Source organism: Streptomyces sp. NBRC 110028 (genome assembly GCF_001417735.1).
GTDB lineage: Bacteria > Actinomycetota > Actinomycetes > Streptomycetales > Streptomycetaceae > Streptomyces.
Genome location: NZ_BBUZ01000057.1, coordinates 8,208 through 28,583, shown reverse-complemented (window position 1 = coordinate 28,583; position 20,376 = coordinate 8,208). Strand labels below are relative to the sequence as shown.

Here is a 20,376-nt window from a genome sequence, read left to right as displayed (position 1 = left end):
TCGTCGACTGGGCCGTTCGGGGTGCGTCGGGCCCGCCGCGCGGTCATGGTCACCCACGGCGGCCGGTCCGGTTCCTACCATGACGGACGGCCTGACCGGAACGGCCCTGGTGCCACGGCCGGGACCCCGCACAGGCCCATGACCACACCGGACGGACGTGCCCTGCCCATGGAACAGCCATGTGTCGTGTCCCGCTCCACCACGGCGGGGCGGGACACCACCCATGGCCATCACCCCCCGGTCCGACATCTGGTGGCGGTCGGCGGCGTGGTGCAGGGTGTCGGATTCCGTCCCTTCGTCCACGCCCTGGCCACCGAATTGGGTTTGTCCGGGCAGGTGGCCAACGACCCGACGGGGGCCCGCATCGAGATCGAGGGCCACCCTGAGGCGGTGGCCGCCTTCCGCCACCGGCTGACGGCCGACGCGCCTCCGCTCGCGGACATCGCCTCGGTGTCCACATCCGAGCTGCCCCCGACCGGCGTCACCGGGTTCACGATCGTGCCCTCCACGACGGGCCACGGCCGCGCCCTGGTCCCACCCGACGCCGCCACCTGCGACGCCTGCCTGACGGAGCTGGCCGATCCGGCCGACCGCCGCCACCGGCACCCGTTCATCACCTGCACCGACTGCGGCCCGCGCTTCACCATCACCACCGCGACGCCCTACGACCGGGCCACGACCACCATGGCGGCGTTCCCGATGTGCCCGCGGTGCGCGGCGGAATACGCGGACCCGTCCGATCGGCGGTTCCACGCCCAGCCGGTCGCCTGCTGGGCCTGCGGGCCAGGCCTGAGACTCACCGGAGCCGTACGCCGGGACGGCGAGGCCGCGCCGGCGGAGGCCCGGCGGATGCTGGCCGCCGGAGCCATCCTCGCGGTCAAGGGCATCGGCGGCTATCACCTGGTGTGCGACGCCACCGACCCGAGGACCGTGGGCGAACTGCGGCGTCGCAAGGACCGTGGTGACAAGCCGTTCGCCGTCATGGCGCCCGATCCCGGCACCGCCGCCCGGCTCGGTCACCTGGGCCCGGGGGAGCGCCGCGTCCTGATGGGGCGGTCCCGCCCCATCGTGCTCCTGCGGCGACGAGACCCGTTCCCGCTCGCGCCGCAGGTCTGTCCGGGCAGCCCGGACATCGGGGTCATGCTTCCCCACGCCCCTGTGCACTGGCTGCTGTTCGGCCTGCCGGGCGACCCACCCGGCCCCGATACACTGGTTGTGACCAGCGGAAATGTCTCCGGCGAGCCACTGGTCACGGACGACCGCGAGGCGATGCTCCGCCTGTCCGGGCTGGCGGACGCGTGGCTGTGGCACGACCGGCCCATCGCGGTGGCCTGTGACGACTCGGTGGTCCGGGTCCGCGCGGATGGTTCGCCGCTGCCGGTCCGCCGCTCGCGCGGATACGCCCCGGCGCGTATCCGCCTTCCGGTGGCGGTCCGTCCGGTCCTCGCGGTCGGTGGCGACCTGAAGAACACCCTGTGCCTGGCCGAGGGCGACTCCGCATGGCTGTCCGCCCACATCGGCGACCTGGACGGCCTGGCCGCCCAGCGGGCCTTCGAGCGCTCCGAGAGCCATCTGCGGGCACTCACCGGCGTCGAGCCGGTCCGCCTCGCCGCCGACCGCCACCCCGGCTACCGGTCCACCCGGTGGGCACGCCGCGACGGCCGGCCGCTCACCCCGGTCCAGCACCACCACGCCCACGTCGCTTCCGCCATGGCGGAGCACGGGCTGGACGAGCCGGTCATCGGCGTCGCCTTCGACGGCACCGGTTACGGTGACGACGGCGCCGCCTGGGGCGGTGAGGTGCTGCTGGCCGACTACGCGGGCTACCGCCGCCTGGCGCATCTGGCGTACGTACCCCTGCCCGGCGGTGACGCCGGAGTGCGCAATCCGTACCGGATGGCTCTTTCCCATCTGCGTGCGGCCCAGATCCCCTGGTCGCCCGATCTGCCCTGCACGACCGCCTGCCCGCCGGAGGAACTGCGCCTGCTGGACGTCCAGCTGGCACGTGGCCTCGGCTGCACGCCCACATCCAGCGTGGGGCGGCTCTTCGACGCGGTGTCCTCGCTGGTGGGCATCTGCCACCGGGCGGGCTACGAGGCCCAGGCCGCCATGGAACTGGAGGCCGCGGCGGTGACCGCCGGCCGGGTACGGGAGGGCTATGCCTTCGGACTCGGCCGGCCCGCGCCACTGCTGGCGGCGATCGTGGCCGATCTGCGCGCGGGTGCGGGAGCCCCGCTGATCGCGGCCCGCTTCCATCTGGCGGTCGCCGGCGCGGTGCGCGCGGCCTGCCGCACCGCACACCGGGCCACGGGGTCGCGGACGGTCGTCCTCACCGGTGGGGTGTTCACCAACGCCCTCCTGGACGACATGTGCACCGCCGGGCTCGCCGAAGACGGGTTCACCGTCCTCGGGCACACGGTGGTCCCGCCCGGCGACGGCGGCCTGGCCCTGGGACAGGCGGTCGTCGCCGCTCGTCCGGCCGAGCGTTGAGGAATCGAGGAGGAGTACATGTGCCTGGCGGTACCCGGCCGCGTGGTCGGCGTCGAGGAACGGGACGGCACACCGATGGCCCGGGTCGACTTCGGCGGGGTGGTCAAGGACGTCTGTCTGGCCTATCTGCCGGAGATCGAAGTGGGCGACTACGCGATCGTGCACGTCGGCTTCGCGATCCAGCGGCTCGACGAGGAGTCGGCCCTGGCCTCTCTCCGGCTGTTCGAGGAGATCGGCGCGCTGGAGGAGGAGTTCGGCGACGCCTGGGCACGAGCGGCGGCCGAGGCGGAAAGCCCGCCCGAGGAGGAGGACCGGTGAAGTACATCGACGAGTTCCAGGATCCGGAACTGGCCCGACGGCTCCTGGACGACATCGCCCGGACCGTCACCCGGCCGTGGGCGATGATGGAGGTCTGCGGCGGTCAGACCCACTCGATCATCCGGCACGGCATCGACCAACTGCTGCCCGAGGACATCGAGCTGATCCACGGGCCGGGGTGCCCCGTCTGCGTCACCCCGCTGGAGGTGATCGACAAGGCGCTGGAGATCGCCTCCCGTCCGGGCGTGATCTTCTGCTCCTTCGGTGACATGCTCCGGGTGCCCGGGACCGACCGGGACCTGTTCCGCGTCAAGAGCGAGGGCGGCGACGTCCGGGTCGTCTACTCGCCCTTGGACGCGCTGCGGATCGCCCGGCAGACCCCGGACCGGCAGGTGGTGTTCTTCGGTGTCGGCTTCGAGACCACCGCTCCCGCCATCGCCATGACGGCCCATCAGGCCAGGCGGCTCGGTGTCAAAAACTTCAGCCTGCTGGTCTCGCACGTCCGGGTGCCACCGGCCATCGAGGCGATCATGCGGTCACCGGACTGCCGGGTGCAGGCGTTCCTCGCCGCCGGACACGTGTGCAGCGTGATGGGCACCGGCGAGTACCCCGGCCTCGCCGACACCTACCGGGTGCCCATCGTGGTCACCGGTTTCGAGCCGCTGGACATCCTGGAGGGCATCCGCAGGGCGGTCCGCCAGCTGGAACGGGGCGAACACCGCGTCGAGAACGCCTACCCGCGCGCCGTGCGGGCGCAGGGCAACCAGGTCGCGCTGGAGGTGCTGAAGGAGGTGTTCACCACGACCGACCGTGCCTGGCGAGGCATCGGCACCATCGCGGACAGCGGCTGGCGGCTGTCGGACGCCTACCGCGACTACGACGCCGAGCACCGGTTCGACGTCACCGGCCCGGCCGCCGAGGAACCCGCCGTGTGCCGTAGCGGCGAGGTGCTCCAGGGACTGGTCAAGCCGTACGAGTGCGCGGCTTTCGGCACCGCGTGCACTCCGCGCACACCCCTGGGGGCCACCATGGTCTCCAGCGAGGGCGCGTGCGCCGCCTACTACCTGTACCGCCGCATTGCCACGCCCCGCACGGAGGAGACGACGTCCGTTGACTGACACGACCACCGGCTGGTCCTGTCCGCCGCCGCTGCGCGACCACCCGATGGTGGTCATGGGCCACGGTGGCGGGGGAGCGCTCTCCGCGGAGCTGATCCGGCACCTGTTCCTCCCCGCCTACGGCGATGTGACGCGGGGAGGGCTCACCGACTCGGCCGCCGTCACGCTCGGTGGCGCCCGGCTGGCCTTCACGACCGACTCCTACGTCGTCCGCCCGCTGTTCTTCCCCGGCGGCTCCATCGGGGATCTCGCCGTCAACGGCACCGTGAACGACCTCGCCATGAGCGGCGCCGTGCCCGCGTACCTGTCCTGCGCCTTCATCCTGGAGGAGGGCACGGAGCTGAGCACCGTCGGCCGGGTCGCGCAGGCCATCGGCGCCGCCGCCCGTACGGCGGGCGTCACCGTGGTCACCGGCGACACCAAGGTGGTCGACTCCGGCCACGGCGACGGTGTGTACGTGAACACGGCGGGGATCGGGCTGATCCCCGACGGCGTGGACATCCGTCCGCAGCGCGCCCGGCCGGGCGACGCGGTGATCGTCAGCGGTCCGATCGGTCAGCACGGCATCGCCATCCTCAGCGTCCGCGAAGGACTCACCTTCGGTACCGAGGTGGCCAGTGACACGGCGCCCCTGGCCGGACTGGTCCGGGCGATGCTCGCCGTCACCCCCGGGATCCATGTGCTGCGCGATCCGACGAGAGGCGGCCTGGCCGCCGCGCTGGGCGAGATCGCGACGGCGTCGGGCACCGGCGTGGTCCTGGACGAGCGGGCGGTGCCCGTACCGGAGCCGGTGGCGGCCGCGTGCACCTTCCTCGGCCTGGATCCGATGTATGTGGCCAATGAGGGCCGATTGGTGGCGTTCGTGCCCCGGCAGCGGGCCGACGCGGTCCTGGACGCGATGCGCGCGCATCCCGGTGGACGGGAGGCAGTCGTCATCGGCGAGTGCGTGGCCGAACACCCCGGCATGGTCGTGGCCCGCACCGGCCTCGGCGGAACCCGGATCGTGGACCTTCCACTCGGTGAGCAACTGCCCCGGATCTGCTGAGCCCCGCGGAGCGCGGGGTCACAAGGCCCGGCCACCGTCCCCCTGTGGCCGGTCGCACCCACCCGCCGGACACTGGAACCGGTGGCGCAGCGGGGACACCGGCGGTGTCCGAGGAGAGGAGGAGGCCGTGTCCGAGACTCCGCACATCGTGAGCGATGTGATGACGCGAACGGTAGTCGCTGTAGGGCGGGACGCGCCGTTCAAGGAACTGGTGCAGACGCTGGGCCAGTGGCGGGTGAGTGCCATACCGGTCCTGGAGGGCGAGGGGCGTGTGGTTGGCGTCGTCTCCGAGGCGGACCTGCTCCCCAAGGAGGAGTTCCGGGACAGCGATCCGGCCCGCTTCGAGCAGCTGCGCCGCCTGCCCGACCTCGCGAAAGCGGGGGCGCTGACGGCGGAGGAGCTGATGAGCACCCCGGCGGTGACCGTGCACGCGGACGCCACGTTGGCCGAGGCGGCCCGGATCATGGCCGTCAGGCGGGTCAAGCGGCTTCCCGTGGTGGACGCCGAGGGGAAGTTGCAGGGCATCGTCAGCCGGGGTGACCTGCTGAAGGTCTTCCTCCGGGCGGACGAGGACATCGCGGAGGAGGTCCGCCGCACGGTGGTTTCCCCCCTCTTCCCAGCTCTCGGACATGCCCTCCACGTGCGGGTGGACGAGGGGGTGGTCACGCTCAGCGGGCAGTTGCACGACACCACGCTGATTCCGGTGGCCGCGCGCCTCGCCCGGGGCGTGGAGGGCGTCGTGGATGTCGAATGCCACTTCCGGGCCGCCGGGCAGAGGAGCGAGGCGGCGTGAGCGGGCCGTGAGCGTGAGCGGGCTACGGCTCGATGTCCAGCACCTCGGGGACCGGCCGCCGGGGGGTCTGCGCACCGGGCCGCCCGTATCCCAGCCGCAGCACCATGTGCACATACGCCGAGCCCGACATCGGGTCGCGCAGTGGCCAGCGCAGGTCGTGCCATTCCAGGGCCTGGGTGACGAAGGAGGTGGCCAGCCCGTCGAGGGTGGCCCGCAGCAGAACCCGTTCCAGCGCCTGGCCTGTGCGCAGCCAGTCCTCGGGCCGGTCCCGTCCGGTGCTCAGCAGGGCCAGGTGCGGGGTGGTCTCGAAGTCGGCCGTCTGGCGGCCGGATACCGGTTTGCCGCCCGCGAAGTCCCGCATGGGAGCCTTGCCGGTCCGGCGGTGGGGCCCGAAGGCGTACTCCGGGACGCCTTCGGTGGTGGGACGCGTATCGTCCGCTCGGCGCGTGAAGCGTGCCAGGTCCGCCGCGGCACCGGGATCGGTGAGATTGCGTGCCTCGGCCTCCAGTGCCAGGTCCAGGACGGCCTGCAGGTGCCACCCCGACGCGAACGACAGGGAGACGTGCTCGCGGTGCGCCGCGTCGGCGAGGGCGGTGCGCACGGGATCGGGGATCTCCCTCTCGGTGAAGGGATAACGGCTGGTGTGCCGGGCGTGCACGGCCGGATACAGGGGAGCCGGATCGTCGTCACCGCCGTCGAGCGGGCCGGTCAGCGTCACGGAGGCCATCAGCATCGGGTCGGCCGGATCGGGAAGCAACCGGGTTGTCGCCTGCCAGCCCTCGTGTGCGACCGCGACGCGCAGATTCATCAGGGCCGCGCCGCATCCGACGTGCAGGGCGCGCTGTTCCGGATCGGAATGCGGCAGGGAACCCCGGAGGTCTCCCCGGACGTGGAAGACGCGCCTGCCCCGGAAGTACTGGAACCGCCAGGGCTGGGCGTTGTGCATGGACGGAGCGGCCGCGGCGTCCCGTACCAGGGACGCGACGACCTCGTCGGACGGTGGCTGAACACTCACCGATGCCCGGGGGCCACGGGCCCCCGAGGCCGACGCGTGCTCGATGTGGTGAATGTGCGCGTCCGGGCCGGGGAACACGAGGCTGACGCGATCGGAATCCGACCATCGCACGTCGTAAGGAGGCGTTCCATCGTCATGGTGGAGCCCGATGATCTCACCGTCCCGCCTGGTCGCACCCGTGCTCGGGCTCTCCACGATCAGTTGGTCACCGACATGGGCACGCATCAGTTTCCCGCCTCCCGTCCCCCTCGGTTGTTCTCTTCCCACCATGGCACGGCGGGTGAGGGATGTCCTGGGCCGAATGGCCGACCGGATGGGCCGAGAAGCTCAATCGGAGGCCACCATGAGTGGTGACGCTGGGCACTCGGGGCCGACCGGGACAGCAGGAGCCCGGAAGGAGGCGGCAGATGCACCACAGAACAGTCGGAGAGCTCATGACCCGAGGGGTGGTCCGGGCGCCACGTGACATGCCGTTCAAGGAAATCGTCGCGCTCCTCGCCGAGAACGACGTCACCGCGGTACCGGTCGTGGACGCTTCCGACCGCCCGATGGGCGTGGTGTCCGAGGCCGACCTGCTCCGCAAGGTGTCGGGCCAGGCCGATCCGTCCGGCCGGGTACTGCTGCCGCATCCGGAGGCATGGGAGCGGGCGAAGACCGAGGGGGCGAGGGCGGAGGAGCTGATGTCGGCCCCTGCCGTGTGCGTACGCCCCGAGTGGACGGTCGCCGAGGCCGCCCGGCTGATGGCGGTCCACGACATCAAAAGGCTTCCCGTCGTGGACGAGTCCGACAGACTCCTGGGCATCGTCAGCCGCGGTGACCTGCTGCGGATCTTCCTGCGCCACGACGACGCGATCCGGGACGAGATCAGCGCTGATGTGCTGTACCGGACTCTGCGTCTGGCTCCCTCGGCCGTGACGGTCGAGGTGCGGGAGGGCGAGGTCACACTGGGGGGATCGGTGGAGGCGAGGAGTCTGGTTCCGGTCATCGTCCGGCTGTGCCGGGGCGTGGACGGGGTGGTCTCGGTGACCGAGCGCATCTCCTTCCGCATCGATGACACACAGGATCCTTCCGCGGCGGCGTAAAGCCGCCCTCTTCAGGGAAGCCCCCGGGACCACCGGGGCTCCATCCGGTCCCATTCGGCGCCCCACTGGGCACGCCTGCGGCGGTCCATCGCACGGCCGATACTCCTGTGGACGTTGAGGGCGACGAGGGCCACCGCTCCCGCCGTCACGGTGCCCGCGATCCATCCGGTGGCCTGGGCGACAGCCGGTCGCAAGGGTGCTTCGACGACGCCTCCGTGGCGGTCCACCCAGACCTTCACGTATCCGCCCCGGGGCGTGCCGCGTTCCACATGGGTGACGGCTGTCCGCTCCGTGCCGTCCTCGGCGGTCCAGCGGACCCGGCCGAACTGCTTGCCGGTCCCCATGTCCGTGGGCTCGCCCGTCAGACGTGCGGTGACCTGGTGGCGCTGTGCCGCCTGAACCCGCGCCGTGTGCGTCTGGGACCCGTAGACGGCCCATCCGGCGCTCAGCGAGGCGGCGGGAAGACCGATCGCCAGAAGTGCCATCAGCAGGACGGACACCCAGAACTGGATCCGGTCGGAGCGGCGCAGCAAGGGGTTGCCGCACGCCGACAAGCGCATATACGCGCGGATGCCGAGTCCGTGCGCGTCGCGGCGTTGCTCTCGCTCCATGGCCCGGCCCTCGAAACTCGCTTCACCGAAGCCCTCACATGGCCATGGTCCTGCGCGGAAGCCGGAAACGCAGGGTGTCCTGCCGGGCGGAAACCGTCCATGCCCGTCCTGGCCATCGGCACCGCCCCCACGGTCCACCGCGCTCTCCTCGCCCGCTGCCAGGCCCTACCCGCCGGCCGCCCAGCGGCGGCGTACGGCGTCCTCGTGTTCACTCTCCTCCAGGGCCAGGTCGACCCGGGCCAGCGCCTCCTCCAGCCGGGGGATCCAATGGCGCCGCAGGGCGCGGACCCGCTGGCGGGTGCCGGCCACCTCCGCCCCGACGACCCGGGCGGCCCGCCGTGCGACGGCGTACTCGGCACCGGCCGGCAGCACCTGCCGGTAGGCGGCTTCGGCGTGCACCAGGGCGGTGTTGCCGGGGGTGGCGGCGTCGGGGGAGCGGTCCGGGATACGGCATGAGGCGAGCGCGGGGTGGCGCACCCCCACGGTCGACTCCTCATGCCAGGTGAAGTCCGCGGCACCGACCCCCTCCGCCGCCGCTTCCAGGGCGTGTTCGCCACCGAGCAGGAGTCCTCTCAGCAGCCACGTCTCGGCATCCTGGACGGTCTGCCGCCATGCCCGCGCACCGGCCTCCTCGGCGCGCAGCAGTGCCTCGTGCCGCGCCCGCAGGACGCGCAGTTTGCGCTCCAGCAGCTCCGCACCGCGCCATGCCACCTCCAGGCTGTGCCGAAGGCGCAGCCGCCCGGCGCGGGAGGGCGGAGGGCCGGACGGGGCCGTCACGGTTCGTCCCCGTTCCGCTCGCCGCCGCCACCGCCCGGCTCGGCCCGCTCGCCGTCGTCCCGTTCCGCCCGCGCGCCGTGCGCGTCCAGCAGCGCGGCGGGCAGCATCGTCAGCTCACCGCGGGGGAGGGCGAGCAGAACCCGCCAGGCGGCGTCCAGTGTCCGGTCCAGGGGGCGCGCCTCGTCGTACCGCTGGTGCAGGAAACGGCGCAGGAACGCCTCGTCGAAGTCGAGGTAGCGGCGGTCGGTCGGGCTCAGGGCCGCCTCGCCCACCAGGTCCGACAGCTCCCTGACCTGCCGGGCGCGGGCGAGCGCGGCCAGCGTCTGGGCGGCGAGGTCCAGGTGGTCGGGCCGGGTGCGCCCGGGGCCCGCTCCCCTGCGCATCAGGCGGGACAGCGACGACAGGGCGTCCACCGGCGGATACACCCCCCGGGCGTGCACCTCGCGGGAGAGCACGATCTGACCTTCGGTGATGTAGCCGGTCAGGTCCGGGACCGGGTGGGTGATGTCGCCCGCGGGCATGGTGAGGACGGGCAGCACCGTGATCGAGCCCGCGCGGCCGCGGATCCGGCCGCAGCGCTCATAGAGCGAGGCCAGGTCGCTGTAGAGATACCCGGGGTAGGCGCGGCGCGCCGGAACCTCGCCCCGGGCCGCGGAGACCTCGCGCAGCGCCTCGGCGTAGGCGGTCATGTCGGTCATCACCACCAGCACGTGGCGGCCCAGGGAGAAGGCGAGGTGTTCGGCCACGGTGAGCGCGACGCGCGGGGTCAGGGTTCGTTCGATCACGGGATCGTCGGCGGTGTTGAGCAGCAGCACCAGTTCGCCCGCTGCCGAACGCTCCTCCAGCGCGTCCCGTACGAAGGCGGCGTCCGGGTGGGTCAGGCCCATCCCGGCGAAGACGACGCTGAACGCCTCGCCACCGGCGGTGGCCTGCGCGGCGATCTGGGCCGCCAGTTCCAGATGCGGCAGCCCGGCGGCGGAGAACACCGGCAGTTTCTGTCCGCGGACCAGGGTCGTCAGGGCGTCGACGGCGCCGACGCCGGTGAGGACCGGATCGGACGGTGGCTCCCGCCGGACCGGGTTGATCGGGGTACCGCTCACCGCCGCGCTGGCCTCGCCGAACACCGGCGGCCCGCCGTCGATGGGCTCACCACGGCCGTTGCACACCCGGCCCAGCCAGCCAGGGCCCACGGGGACGCGCAGCGGTTCCCCGGCGAAGGACACCCGCAGGCGTGACGGGTCCATACCGGCGGTGTCCTCCAGCACCTGCACCACGGCGAGTTCGCGGTCAACCTCCAGCACCAGGCCGTATCGCCGCTCGCCCGAGTCCAGGGTGATCCGTACGAACTCGTCCCACCCCACCCCCGAGACTCCCCGCACCATGGCGAGCGGGCCGCGCAGTTCCGTGACGGCCGTGTACTCGACCTCGCTCCACGTGGTCACGGCGCCTCGTTTCCCGCCCCGCGGGGGGGAGGGCACAGGGCGGCCGTTCACCGCGGCTCCCCGAGCCGGGCGAGCATGGTCTCCCGGCGTGCCGTCACTCCCGCCGTGTCATACGGGCCCACTTCCTCGCGCGCCCGCAGCACCGGCCCGAAGTCCGTGGCCTCCACGGTTGCCGCCGGGACGCCGGAAGCGACGCGTTCCCGGCAGCGGTCGATGACCGCGAGGACGGCGTCGGCCAGCGCCGCGGCCTTGTCCGGACCGCAGTAGGCGTCGTTGGCGGACAGTGCGCTCTGCTGCAGCACCCCTTCGCGCACCAGCCGTCCGGCCAGGACGCTGACACGTTCCGAGTCGGGCAGGGCCGTGATGCCGACCAGGTCGACCAGATCCGCCAGCCGGTCGGCCTCCGCCAGCACCGCGGAGAGCCGGTCGCGCCGGGTGGACCAGGCGGGGTCGCCGGCGGCCGCGCGACGGGCGGCGAGCGGCGCCGCGTCCCGGGAGAACGACCCCGCCCAGGACACGGCCGGGTAGTGGCGGGCGTAGGCGAGGTCGCGGTCGAGGGACCACACGCAGCGCACGAACCGTTCGGTGTGAGCCGTGACCGGTTCGGTCAGATCGCCGCCGGGCGGGGACACCGCCCCGATCACGGTCACCGAACCCCGGTCGCCGCCCAGTGTCGTCACCGCTCCCGCGCGTTCGTAGAAGGCCGCGATCGCGGACGCCAGCCCGGCCGGGTAGCCCTCCTCGGCGGGCAGCGCGCCGGTGCGGGAAGCGAATTCGCGCAGGGCCTCGGCCCAGCGCGAGGTGGAATCGGCGATCAGTACGGTGTCCAGCCCCATGTCGCGGAAGTACTCGGCGACGGTGGCCCCCGTGTGGATGCCGGCCTCCCGGGCCATCAGCGGCATGTTGGAGGTGTTGGCGATGGTCACCGTCCGTTCGGCGAGCCGTCCGCCGGTGCGCGGGTCCTCCAGCGCGGACAGTTCGGCGATGACGTCGGCCATCTCGTTGCCGCGCTCCCCGCAGCCGACGTACACGATCACATCGGCGTCGCACCACTTGGCGATCTGCTGGAGCAGCATGGTCTTCCCGGTGCCGAAACCGCCGGGCACGGCCACCGTGCCGCCGTGGGCGACGGGAAACAGCAGGTCGATCACCCGCTGGCCGGTGTGCAGCGCCTCCGGCCCACCGCCACGTGCCCGCACCGGGCGCGGTCGGCGGACCGGCCACGAGGTGGCGATGCGGACCTCCGTGCCGCCCACGACGGCCACCACGGCGTCCCGGGGGTAGCCACCCCGCGGTGCGATGCGCTCCACCGCGCCGCTCACTCCCGGGGGCACGAGAACCCGCAGCCGTACCGGCCCCCGGTCGCGGATCTCCCCCAGCACGCCGCCCTCCGCGACGTGTTCTCCTTCGCCCGTCGTCGGAACGAAGGACCACTCGCGCTCGGTGTCCCGGTCCCGGGCGGCCCCGGGCAGCAGCCAGTCCCCGCTGCCGGACAACGGCCGCAACAGGCCGTCGAACACGCCTCCGAGCAGGCCGGGGCCGAGCGTCGCGGACAGCGGCGCCCCCTGGGACCGTGCCTCGTCACCGGGGGTCAGGCCGCCCGTGTACTCGTAGGACTGGGCGGTCACCACATCGCCGCTGATCGACACCACCTCGCCGGGGATCCCGGACGGGCCGAGGGAGACCACGTCGTACATCGCGGTGTCACCCGCGTACTCCGTCTCGACCAGCGGTCCGGCGACCCGCAGAACGCGGCTGGGGCGCCGCCCGGGCGCTTCGTCGGATCCGCTCACGGCGACCACAGCGTCTCGACCTCGGCGCCGAGCCGGTCCAGCGCGCGTGCCGTGAGGCTGTCCAGGGTGCAGTCGGCCCGGCGGCCCGGTGCACGGGCCACCACGCCCGCGCCGGGGACCTCGGTGATCTCGGCATCCGGTCCCAGCAGGGCTCGGGCGCGTTCCCGCAGCCGGTCCACGTCGGCCGGGTCCCACTTCTGACGGACATGTACCAGGGCCCGGCGGCTCAGCTCCTCGTACGCCGCTTCGCGGGCGGCCAGCTCACGCGTCCGGGCGTCTCGCCGAGCACCCGCCTTGACGTCGCGGGCGGCGGCAGTGCCCTCCCGTTCGCCCTGCCGGTGGGCTTCGTCGACGAGGACGCGCGCCCTGGTCCGTGCCTCGCCGATCAGCGCCGCGGCGTCCCGGTCGGCCCGGTCCAGGACCTCCCGCGCTTCGGCCCGCGCCGTGCGCAGCAACTCCGCGCGCACCGGCGCGAGAGCGGGCACCGCCTCGTCGGACACCGGCTTCCTCCTCACGGCATCACCACCGTGAGCGGCCGCGCGCCCTCCAGCGGCCCCGGGCCGAGCGCGTCCGCCGCCGCGGGTGTGAGGATGACCAGCTCGGTCCCGGGCGGAAGGGAACGCCAGGCTTCGCGTACCGCCTCCGGCTCCTCGGCGGCGACCACGGTGACACCCGCCAGGGCGAGCCCCGCCACGCGCGTCCGCTCCCCGAGGGCCGCCACCCGCCCCATGGTCACGACTTCCCGATCAGGATGATGGCGACCACCAGCCCGTAGATGGCGATGCCCTCGGCCAGTCCGACGATCACCATGGCCCGGCCGAAGAGCTCCGGGCGCTCGCTGAGCGCCGCCACCGCGGCGGCGCCGGTGTAGGCCACGGCGATCGCCGCGCCGATGGAGGCCCCGGCCACCGAGATGGCGGCCCCGATGAGGGCGGCCGAGGCGGCGCCCGAGCCCTGTGCCGCGGCCGGTGCCGCCGCCTGTGCGGACCCGTTGCCCATGGCCACCACGAGGAGGGCCACCGCCCCCGCGAACAGCAGGGTGTTGGCGGCGAACACCCACCGCAGGGCCCTGTGCCGGGACCTTCGCAGCAGCAGCCGCCCCAGCGCCAGCACCACGCCGACGACGGGCAGAGCGATGAACCAGGCGATCACATGGCCTCCTCGTACGTCGCCTCACCGCGCGGCGCGGCCGACACGTGCCCCTCACCGTTCAGCACGGGCAGGCGCCAGGGGCGGAACGGACGCCCCTGGGCCTCGAAGACCCGGGAGAACAGCTCGTAGAACTCCAGCCGCAGCGCCTGCACCCCGGCCACCAGCGCCTCCAGGGCGAAGGCGAGCGCGTTGCCGACGGCGAAGAGCACCGCGGCCGCGAGCACCGCCACCCCGCCCCGGTCCGCCAGTGCCGTGGTGCCACGCCACACGATCGCGCCGAGCGCGGCATGCGTGAGCCCGAAGGCCGCCAGCCGTGCGAAAGAGATGACGTTGGACCCGATGCGCAGCACCCCGTCGAAGAGCCGGATGCCCACCTGAACGGCGCCCTGCGCGCCACCGCCGGCCACGGCGGACAGCCCGGATCCGGCCAGCAGGAGGCCGGCACCCGCGATCACGGCGCCCGCCACGACGGCGGCGCGGCCGAACCAGACGCCGCCACCCATGACGGCGAGGCCCGCGTAGAGCATCGCCCCGGCGATCCCGGAGAGCGCGAACAGGGCGTTCGCCGGCCCGCCTTCCCGCCAGCGGTTCGCGATGCCCGCCGCGTACGCCAGGGCCAGCAGCAGCGCGCCGAAGCCGATCGCCGCGACGATCAGCCGCAGCGGGTCCCGCAACGGGTCCAGCCAGAGCACCGGCAGCACATCGGTCGGCCCGAAGAACTCGCCGTACGCGGCCCCCGCCAGACACGCGGCCAGTCCGGCTCCGGCGATGAAAGGCCACAGCGGGCGCAGCGACGCGGCCCGGCGAGGGCGGCCCAGCCGCAGCGCCAGCCCCGCGAGCAGCAGCAGGGCCCCGTGCCCGGCGTCACCGAACATCACCCCGAACATCACCACGTAGGCGATGCCCGCGGGCAGCGTGGGGTCGAGATCCGGGTACGGGACCGTCCCGTACGTCCGCACCAGGGGCACGAACGAACGCCGCACCGCACCGGCTTCGCGGAGCAGCGTCGGCGGCTCCACTCCGCGCGGCGCGCGCAGCGGCACCAGCGCTCCTCCCGCCGTCGCCAGCCGTCGCGCGGTCGCCGGAACGTCGTCGGCGGGGCACCACCCGGCGAGTGCCGCGATGTCTCCGCGCAGCACCGCACTGCCCCGGCGTTCCTCCAGCTGTGCCTCACCGGCCAGCAGATCGGTGCGGCCCGCACGCTCCAGCGCGTCGAGGTCGGGGGCCGGGGCGCTGAGCACCGCGCGCTCGGGCTCCACCCGCGAACGCCGCAGCCGATGGGACGCGGAGCCCTGCCCGGGAACGCCCGGGCCGCCACCCTCGGTGTGGTCGATCTCGACGCAGCCGGCCTCGGCGACGCGCACCAGCGTGTCCCGCAGCGTGTCCCGCGGGGCGATGATCGCCACCCGCCGCATGCGGACCGGCACCATCGCCTCAGGCCGCCGCATCGAACGCCTCCAGGTGTCCGCCGCCCCGCGCGGCGCCCTCCAGCGCGCCGCGTACCCGCCAGGCGTCCGCGCAGAGCACGGCGACCGCGCCGACGACCGGTGCCGAACCGGGGATGGACCCGCGCAGCAGCGCCCACCCGCCCTCGTCCAGCCGGTCCCACCACCGGCCCTCCGCCCGCCACAGACCGGCCTCGTCGTCGATCCCGGCCACGGCCCAGCGGGCGGCGGGCGGCAACTCGCGCCGGTAGTCGGCGAACGACGTCGCGGCCATGGCCTTCGCGCCGAGCAGCCGTGCCGCCCGTTGCGCGGACGGCCGGGGCAAGGAGCGGCGGGCGACGAACACCTCCCGCCCGACCAGCAGGGCGAGCCGCCCCGCCGCCCAGCGCGCGGCCTCCGGTACGGCCGCCGCCGTACGCACCGCCGCGGACACCCGCATCCCCACGGCCACCGCCGCGGGAGTGGCCGCCCCGGGGTCGCCCCAGCCGGAAACGGCCAGCGCGGCCCGCAGCTCCCGCGGCGATCCGGTACGGGCCAGCCGGGGCCAGGCCGTCGCCAGCGCGCCCAGCCGGTACGGCACCCGGGACCGGCCGACGCCCGTCAGCGTCCGCAGGTGGTCCTCCACGTCGGCGATCTCGAACCCGGAGGCGAGCAGACGGATGGTGTTCGCGCCGCTGAGCGGCTGCCAGCCGGCGAGCACCCGCAGATGCCACAGAAGGGTGGCCGCCACTGCCTGCTGGGCGTCGGCGAGCGATGTCCCGGGGAGCAGTCCCCGACCGTAGGGCGAGGAACCCAGGTGGCGAACGGCGGGCTCCAGGCCCGGTGCCGACGCCACCGCCTCCGCCTCCTGCCTGCCGAGGGCGCGCGAGAGCATGGCCCTGGCGCGTGTCACCCCGGCCACCCATCCGGCGCCCATCACGGGCCCCTCCGCCCGGCGCCCTGGGGCCGGTCTCCGGCAGGGGCGGGCGGGACCTCGATGTCCTCGGCCACCAGGTCCGCCACCCGGTCCAGGAGACGGGGCATTCGCTCCTCGGCCCTGCGGCGTACCGCGACCGCCTCCCGCTGGGCGGTGGCGAGCAGTTCCGCCGCCTCGGCCTCGGCGTCCCGGCGGATCCTGGCGGCGCTCGTCGTCCGCGCCTGTCGAGCCCGGTCCTGGGCGCTGCCCACGATCTCCCGGGCCCGGCGCTCGGCCGCGCGCCGCCTCTCCGCCGCCTCGCGGGCTGCGCCGTCGCGGATGCGCCGGGCTTCCTCCTCGGCTTCTTCCAGGAGCGACAGGGGCGGCTGCAACTCGGCTGTGAGCTCTGCCGTACGGTCCGCGGGCACGCCGCCGGGCGCCGCCCGGCCCGGCGAGCCGACCGGGCGGAACCGCAGCAGAAAGTCACGGAGTCCGGCCACGACCTCTCCTCATGGTTCGGTCCTCGCTCCCAGTGTCCGCACCGGGTGGGAGCCTGTCGCGCCGGACTGGGCCGTCCACGGACGATGCGGTGCGGCGGCGTGGTCGCCCGATCGGTGCCACACTGGCCGCAGGGGCGACCGGCGCACACCTGTGCCTTGGGGGCAGTGACACGCGGGGCCACCGCGATCGCCCGTCCGCGACGGCACCGGAATCCGCGAGGAGGCCGAGTCCGATGGCTGAGCCACCCATGGCACATCCCATCACCGCCGGCCTGGACGGCTCACCCGAAAGCCTGGCCGCCGCCGAGTGGGCGGCGCGGGAAGCACGGTGCCGACACGCGCCGCTGCGGCTGGTCCACGCCTGGATGCCGCCGGCACAGACGGCGCGTGGCGCCCAGGCTCCCGAGATGCGCAAACTCCGGGCGCAGGAGGCCCTGGAAGAGGCTAAGGCACACATCGCGGACCGCTACCCGGAGGTGCCGGTCTCGGTCGAGCTCATCCCACGGACGGCCGTCGACGGTCTGGCAGGCCACGGGGCGTCCTCCCAGATGCTGGTGCTCGGGTCGCACGCACGGGGCGCCGTGGCGGGCTATCTGCTCGGCTCTGTGGGTCTGCGGGTGCTGACGTGTTCGACGAGCCCGGTGGTGATGGTGCGCGGCGCCGGAGAACCGGAACGGACCGGGCCCGGGGCCGGTGAGGTGGTCGTGGGCGTCCAGGACCCGCCGGAGTCGGCCGCACCCATCGAGTTCGCCTTCGCCACCGCGGCGGCACACGGAACGGGGGTGCGCGCCGTACGAGCACTGGCACCGCCGGTGTTCACCCACGGTCCGCGAACCCGGCCACATCCTGACCACGGCGCGGACATCAGGGACGAAGAGCGGAGGCTGCTGGCGGAAGCCGTGGAACTGTGGCGGGAGAAGTACCCCGACGTGCCGGTGACCGAACGGGCCGAGCACGGCCATGCGGCGGATGTCCTGCTGGCGGCCGCCCCGGGGGCCGGGCTGGCGGTCGTCGGACGCCACACCCACCGGCCCCCCGTCGCACCCCGCCTCGGCCACGTCACCCACGCGCTCCTCCACCACGCCGCGTGTCCCGTCGCCGTCGTACCCCACGACTGACGACACGGCTGCTGGAAGGGGGACACGGGTGACCGACACGACCCACCGTCCCGGCACGGTCCACGCGCTGCTCGCGGACGGCAGCACCGTCGAGATCCGTCCCGCACGACCGCAGGACCTGGACGAGGTGCTGCGCATGCACCGTGAAATGTCCCCCGAGGCATTGCGGCTGCGTTTCTTCGCCGCCAATCCGCGCTACACGCGGGCCGCGGCGGAGCGCATCTGCGCACCGGCACACCCCGGATACCAGGCGCTCGTCGCGGTGGCCGAGAGCCGGGTGATCGGCGTGGCCGAGTACGACACGCTGCCCGCGGCCCCCGGCGAACCGGTGTCCGCCGACCTCGCCCTGGCCGTCGCCGAGGGCCGCCACGGACAGGGCATCGGCACCCTGCTGCTCGAACACCTGGTGCACGCGGCCCGGGAGGCGGGCGTCTCCGCCTTCACCGCCGAAGCGCTCGCCGAGAACCACGAGGTCCTGAAGGTTTTCGGTGATCTGGGCCTGCGCACCTCCCGCCACTTCGACGGCACCGATGTACGCTGCACCGTCCACTTGGAGGAGGACGAGGACTACCTGGCGGCGGTGGACCGGCGGGGCCGGATCGCCGATGTGGCCAGCCTGCGGCCCCTGCTGCGGCCGCGTTCGGTGGCCGTCGTCGGCGCGGGCCGGCGGCCCGGATCGGTGGGGCGCGCGGTGCTGGGAAACGTGCGGTCCGGGGGCTTCGCCGGTGCGCTGTACGCGGTCAACCCCCATGCCCGCGTCATCGAGGGAACACCGGCGTTCCCGTCCGTGGCCACCCTGCCCCTCGTGCCCGAACTCGCCGTGCTCGCCGTACCGGCACCCGCGGTCCCGGGGGTGGCGGAGGAGTGCGGTGCGGTGGGGGTGCGGGCGCTGGTCGTCCTGACGGCGGGACTCGACGCCGGTCAGGCGGAGGCGCTGTTCACCTGCTGCCGCCGCCACGGGATGCGGCTGGTGGGCCCCAACTGTCTGGGGATCGCGGACACCTTCGACGAGGTGCGCCTCAACGCCACGTTCGCCGCGCATCCGCCGCTGCCGGGGTGTGTGGGCGTCGCAGTGCAGTCCGGCGGCGTCGGCATCGCGCTGCTGGAACGGTACGGGCGCCTCGGCGTCGGCGTGTCCAGCTTCGTCTCGCTCGGCGACAAGTACGACGTCAGCGGCAACGACATGCTCCAGTGGTGGGAGTCGGACCCCGCGACCCGGCTCGCCGTGCTCCACCTGGAATCCTTCGGCAATCCTCGGGCCTTCTCCCGCACCGCCCGCCGTGTCGCGCGCACCATGCCCGTCCTCACCGTGGACGCGGGCCGCTCGGAAGCCGGACGGCGCGCCGCCGCCTCGCACACCGCCGCCGCGGCCACCCCCACCATGACCCGACGGGCCCTGTTCACCCAGGCGGGCATCATCGCCACCCAGAGCGTCGCCGAACTGGTCGACACCACGGCCCTGCTGCACGCCCAGCCGCTGCCCGCAGGTGCCCGCGTCGCGGTCGTGAGCAACGCCGGGGGAGCCGGTGTGCTCGCCGCCGACGCCTGCGCCGACGCGGGGCTGACCGTCCCCGCCCTGCACCCGGACCTGGCGGACGAGCTGCGGGCACTGCTGCCGTCCGGTGCCGCCACCACCAACCCCGTGGACACCACGGCCGCGGTCACCGCCGACCGGATGCGCTCCTGCCTGGACCGGCTGGCGGCGATCGGAACCGTGGACGCCGTACTGGTGGTGCTTGTGCCCACCGCGCTGGCCACCGGGACCCGGGAGGACCCGCTGCTCGCCCTCACCGGCGCGCCCGGGCGGCGGCCCCGCCCGGTGGCCGCGGTCCTCCTCGACCAGGAGGCCCCCGTACGGCTCCTGCCGACCGCGGACGACAGCCCGATACCGGCCTACACCGAACCCCGTTCGGCGGCCCGCGCCCTCGCCCACGCCGTCCGCTACGCCCGCTGGCGCGCCGAACCGCCCGGCAGCGTCCCCCCGCTGTCGGGGATCGACCGCGCCGGTGCGGCGGCCCTCGTGGAGACGTTCCTCTCCCGTCACCCCGGCGGTGGCTGGCTCGACCCGCGTGACTGCGCGGCCCTGCTCGACCGCTACCGCATCCCCCAGCTGCCCTGGGCCTGGGCCGAGGACGAGGACACCGCCGTGGCCGCCGTACGGCACCTGGTCGAGGACGAGCGCGGCCGGGTGGCCATCAAGGCGTACTGGCCCGGGCTGGTGCACAAAAGCGACCAGGGAGCGCTGCGCCTCGATCTCGAAGGGCCGGACCAGGTGCGCCACGCCTACCGGGAGCTGCGGACGCGCTTCGGGGACCGGATGACCGGTGTCCTCCTCCAGCCCATGGCGCGCCGGGGCATCGAGCTGTTCGCGGGCGTCGTCCAGGACGAGGTGTTCGGCCCCCTGGTGCTCTTCGGCCTCGGCGGCACCGCCACCGAACTCCTCGCCGACCACGCCGCCAGGCTCGCCCCGCTCACCGATCGCGACGTGCACAGCCTCCTCACCGCCCCGCGCTGCGCCCCACTGCTGTTCGGCTACCGGGGTGGCGGGGCCGTCGACCTGGAAGGGCTGGAGCAGCTCCTGCTGCGACTGTCCCGGATGGCCTGTGACCTCCCCCAGCTCGCCGAGACCGACCTCAACCCGGTGGTCGCACGGGCCGATGGCGTCGTGGCCCTGGACATCCGGCTGCGCGTCCTGTCCCGCCACGCATACGACCCCTATCTACGACGGCTGCGCGCCGCACGCAGGTGGCGGGCCTGAGCACCCCCGTGCCGATCACACCCA

Annotated in this window: 19 protein-coding genes and 1 pseudogene; 8 read left to right on the top strand and 12 right to left on the bottom strand. The window is 73.9% G+C overall.

Annotated features, from left to right (window positions below; translation table 11 throughout):
• The first annotated feature begins 138 nt into the window (after positions 1 to 138).
• The 5 genes from hypF to ASC60_RS36410 all read left to right on the top strand — a co-directional run bounded on the left by hypF (position 139) and on the right by ASC60_RS36410 (position 5,764).
• Positions 139 to 2,490 (top strand): carbamoyltransferase HypF, encoded by a 2,352-nt coding sequence (gene hypF / locus ASC60_RS36430; protein ID WP_234357285.1) that lies wholly within the window; start codon positions 139 to 141, stop codon positions 2,488 to 2,490.
• A gap of 18 nt (positions 2,491 to 2,508) precedes the next feature.
• Positions 2,509 to 2,808, top strand: a complete 300-nt coding sequence (locus ASC60_RS36425) for a HypC/HybG/HupF family hydrogenase formation chaperone (protein WP_055558007.1) — start codon at positions 2,509 to 2,511, stop codon at positions 2,806 to 2,808.
• Complete coding sequence (hypD, locus tag ASC60_RS36420) at positions 2,805 to 3,926, top strand: hydrogenase formation protein HypD (protein WP_055558006.1); 1,122 nt, start codon at positions 2,805 to 2,807, stop codon at positions 3,924 to 3,926. The genes ASC60_RS36425 and hypD overlap by 4 nt, the downstream gene beginning before the upstream one ends.
• 46 nt (positions 3,927 to 3,972) lie before the next feature.
• Positions 3,973 to 4,971, top strand: a complete 999-nt coding sequence (hypE, locus tag ASC60_RS36415; protein WP_107097260.1) for a hydrogenase expression/formation protein HypE — start codon at positions 3,973 to 3,975, stop codon at positions 4,969 to 4,971.
• Positions 4,972 to 5,098: 127 nt separating this feature from the next.
• Positions 5,099 to 5,764: a CBS domain-containing protein gene (locus tag ASC60_RS36410; protein WP_055558004.1), complete on the top strand. Its 666-nt coding sequence runs from the start codon at positions 5,099 to 5,101 to the stop codon at positions 5,762 to 5,764.
• A gap of 22 nt (positions 5,765 to 5,786) precedes the next feature.
• Here ASC60_RS36410 and ASC60_RS36405 read toward each other — a convergent pair whose 3' ends face one another.
• The gene (locus ASC60_RS36405; RefSeq protein ID WP_055558018.1) at positions 5,787 to 6,779 is read right to left on the bottom strand and encodes a nitroreductase; all 993 of its coding nucleotides are present in this window, start codon (positions 6,777 to 6,779) and stop codon (positions 5,787 to 5,789) included.
• Between the two features lie 63 nt (positions 6,780 to 6,842).
• Positions 6,843 to 7,004: pseudogene (locus tag ASC60_RS43550) on the bottom strand (DUF1918 domain-containing protein); the annotation flags it as partial.
• Positions 7,005 to 7,186: 182 nt separating this feature from the next.
• Between ASC60_RS43550 and ASC60_RS36400 the strand changes: the two are divergent.
• Positions 7,187 to 7,861: a CBS domain-containing protein gene (locus tag ASC60_RS36400; RefSeq protein ID WP_055558003.1), complete on the top strand. Its 675-nt coding sequence runs from the start codon at positions 7,187 to 7,189 to the stop codon at positions 7,859 to 7,861.
• Positions 7,862 to 7,872: 11 nt separating this feature from the next.
• Here the strand turns inward: ASC60_RS36400 and ASC60_RS36395 are convergent, their stop codons facing one another.
• The 10 genes from ASC60_RS36395 to ASC60_RS36350 form a co-directional block, all read right to left on the bottom strand.
• The gene (locus ASC60_RS36395; protein WP_055558002.1) at positions 7,873 to 8,472 is read right to left on the bottom strand and encodes a hypothetical protein; all 600 of its coding nucleotides are present in this window, start codon (positions 8,470 to 8,472) and stop codon (positions 7,873 to 7,875) included.
• A gap of 165 nt (positions 8,473 to 8,637) precedes the next feature.
• On the bottom strand, positions 8,638 to 9,249 hold the full coding sequence (locus ASC60_RS36390; protein ID WP_199831153.1) for a V-type ATP synthase subunit D: 612 nt from the start codon (positions 9,247 to 9,249) through the stop codon (positions 8,638 to 8,640).
• A complete protein-coding gene (locus ASC60_RS36385) occupies positions 9,246 to 10,691 on the bottom strand; it encodes a V-type ATP synthase subunit B (protein WP_079038861.1) in 1,446 nt (481 codons plus the stop codon). The genes ASC60_RS36390 and ASC60_RS36385 overlap by 4 nt, the downstream gene beginning before the upstream one ends.
• Before the next feature lie 47 nt (positions 10,692 to 10,738).
• Positions 10,739 to 12,484 carry a V-type ATP synthase subunit A gene (locus tag ASC60_RS36380; protein WP_234357284.1) on the bottom strand — a complete coding sequence of 582 codons (1,746 nt, stop codon included), beginning with the start codon at positions 12,482 to 12,484 and terminating at the stop codon, positions 10,739 to 10,741.
• Positions 12,481 to 12,984 carry a hypothetical protein gene (locus ASC60_RS36375; RefSeq protein WP_055558000.1) on the bottom strand — a complete coding sequence of 168 codons (504 nt, stop codon included), beginning with the start codon at positions 12,982 to 12,984 and terminating at the stop codon, positions 12,481 to 12,483. The genes ASC60_RS36380 and ASC60_RS36375 overlap by 4 nt, the downstream gene beginning before the upstream one ends.
• Before the next feature lie 11 nt (positions 12,985 to 12,995).
• Positions 12,996 to 13,214 carry a hypothetical protein gene (locus ASC60_RS36370; protein ID WP_234357289.1) on the bottom strand — a complete coding sequence of 73 codons (219 nt, stop codon included), beginning with the start codon at positions 13,212 to 13,214 and terminating at the stop codon, positions 12,996 to 12,998.
• 2 nt (positions 13,215 to 13,216) lie between these two features.
• Positions 13,217 to 13,636, bottom strand: coding sequence for an ATP synthase subunit C (locus ASC60_RS36365; RefSeq protein WP_055557998.1), 420 nt, complete (start codon positions 13,634 to 13,636; stop codon positions 13,217 to 13,219).
• The gene (locus ASC60_RS36360; RefSeq protein WP_107097259.1) at positions 13,633 to 15,084 is read right to left on the bottom strand and encodes a V-type ATPase 116kDa subunit family protein; all 1,452 of its coding nucleotides are present in this window, start codon (positions 15,082 to 15,084) and stop codon (positions 13,633 to 13,635) included. The genes ASC60_RS36365 and ASC60_RS36360 overlap by 4 nt, the downstream gene beginning before the upstream one ends.
• On the bottom strand, positions 15,071 to 15,997 hold the full coding sequence (locus ASC60_RS36355; RefSeq protein ID WP_055557997.1) for a V-type ATPase subunit: 927 nt from the start codon (positions 15,995 to 15,997) through the stop codon (positions 15,071 to 15,073). Before ASC60_RS36355 ends, ASC60_RS36360 begins: the two co-directional genes overlap by 14 nt.
• Positions 15,997 to 16,476 carry a hypothetical protein gene (locus tag ASC60_RS36350; protein WP_055557996.1) on the bottom strand — a complete coding sequence of 160 codons (480 nt, stop codon included), beginning with the start codon at positions 16,474 to 16,476 and terminating at the stop codon, positions 15,997 to 15,999. The genes ASC60_RS36355 and ASC60_RS36350 overlap by 1 nt, the downstream gene beginning before the upstream one ends.
• A gap of 233 nt (positions 16,477 to 16,709) precedes the next feature.
• Here ASC60_RS36350 and ASC60_RS36345 point away from each other — a divergent pair, with 233 nt between their 5' ends.
• Both ASC60_RS36345 and ASC60_RS36340 read left to right on the top strand, forming a co-directional pair.
• Positions 16,710 to 17,594, top strand: coding sequence for a universal stress protein (locus ASC60_RS36345; protein ID WP_055557995.1), 885 nt, complete (start codon positions 16,710 to 16,712; stop codon positions 17,592 to 17,594).
• A 28-nt stretch (positions 17,595 to 17,622) separates the two neighbouring features.
• Positions 17,623 to 20,352 carry a bifunctional GNAT family N-acetyltransferase/acetate--CoA ligase family protein gene (locus ASC60_RS36340; protein WP_055557994.1) on the top strand — a complete coding sequence of 910 codons (2,730 nt, stop codon included), beginning with the start codon at positions 17,623 to 17,625 and terminating at the stop codon, positions 20,350 to 20,352.
• Positions 20,353 to 20,376: the final 24 nt, after the last annotated feature.

Coding starts and splice junctions, on each gene's coding strand:
- hypF (WP_234357285.1), top strand. CDS start 139: ATGACCACACCGGACGGACGTGCCCTGCCCATGGAACAGCCATGTGTC.
- ASC60_RS36425 (WP_055558007.1), top strand. CDS start 2,509: ATGTGCCTGGCGGTACCCGGCCGCGTGGTCGGCGTCGAGGAACGGGAC.
- hypE (WP_107097260.1), top strand. CDS start 3,973: ATGGTGGTCATGGGCCACGGTGGCGGGGGAGCGCTCTCCGCGGAGCTG.
- ASC60_RS36400 (WP_055558003.1), top strand. CDS start 7,187: ATGCACCACAGAACAGTCGGAGAGCTCATGACCCGAGGGGTGGTCCGG.
- ASC60_RS36395 (WP_055558002.1), bottom strand. CDS start 8,472: ATGGAGCGAGAGCAACGCCGCGACGCGCACGGACTCGGCATCCGCGCG.
- ASC60_RS36370 (WP_234357289.1), bottom strand. CDS start 13,214: ATGGGGCGGGTGGCGGCCCTCGGGGAGCGGACGCGCGTGGCGGGGCTC.
- ASC60_RS36360 (WP_107097259.1), bottom strand. CDS start 15,084: ATGCGGCGGCCTGAGGCGATGGTGCCGGTCCGCATGCGGCGGGTGGCG.
- ASC60_RS36355 (WP_055557997.1), bottom strand. CDS start 15,997: ATGGGCGCCGGATGGGTGGCCGGGGTGACACGCGCCAGGGCCATGCTC.
- ASC60_RS36345 (WP_055557995.1), top strand. CDS start 16,710: ATGGCTGAGCCACCCATGGCACATCCCATCACCGCCGGCCTGGACGGC.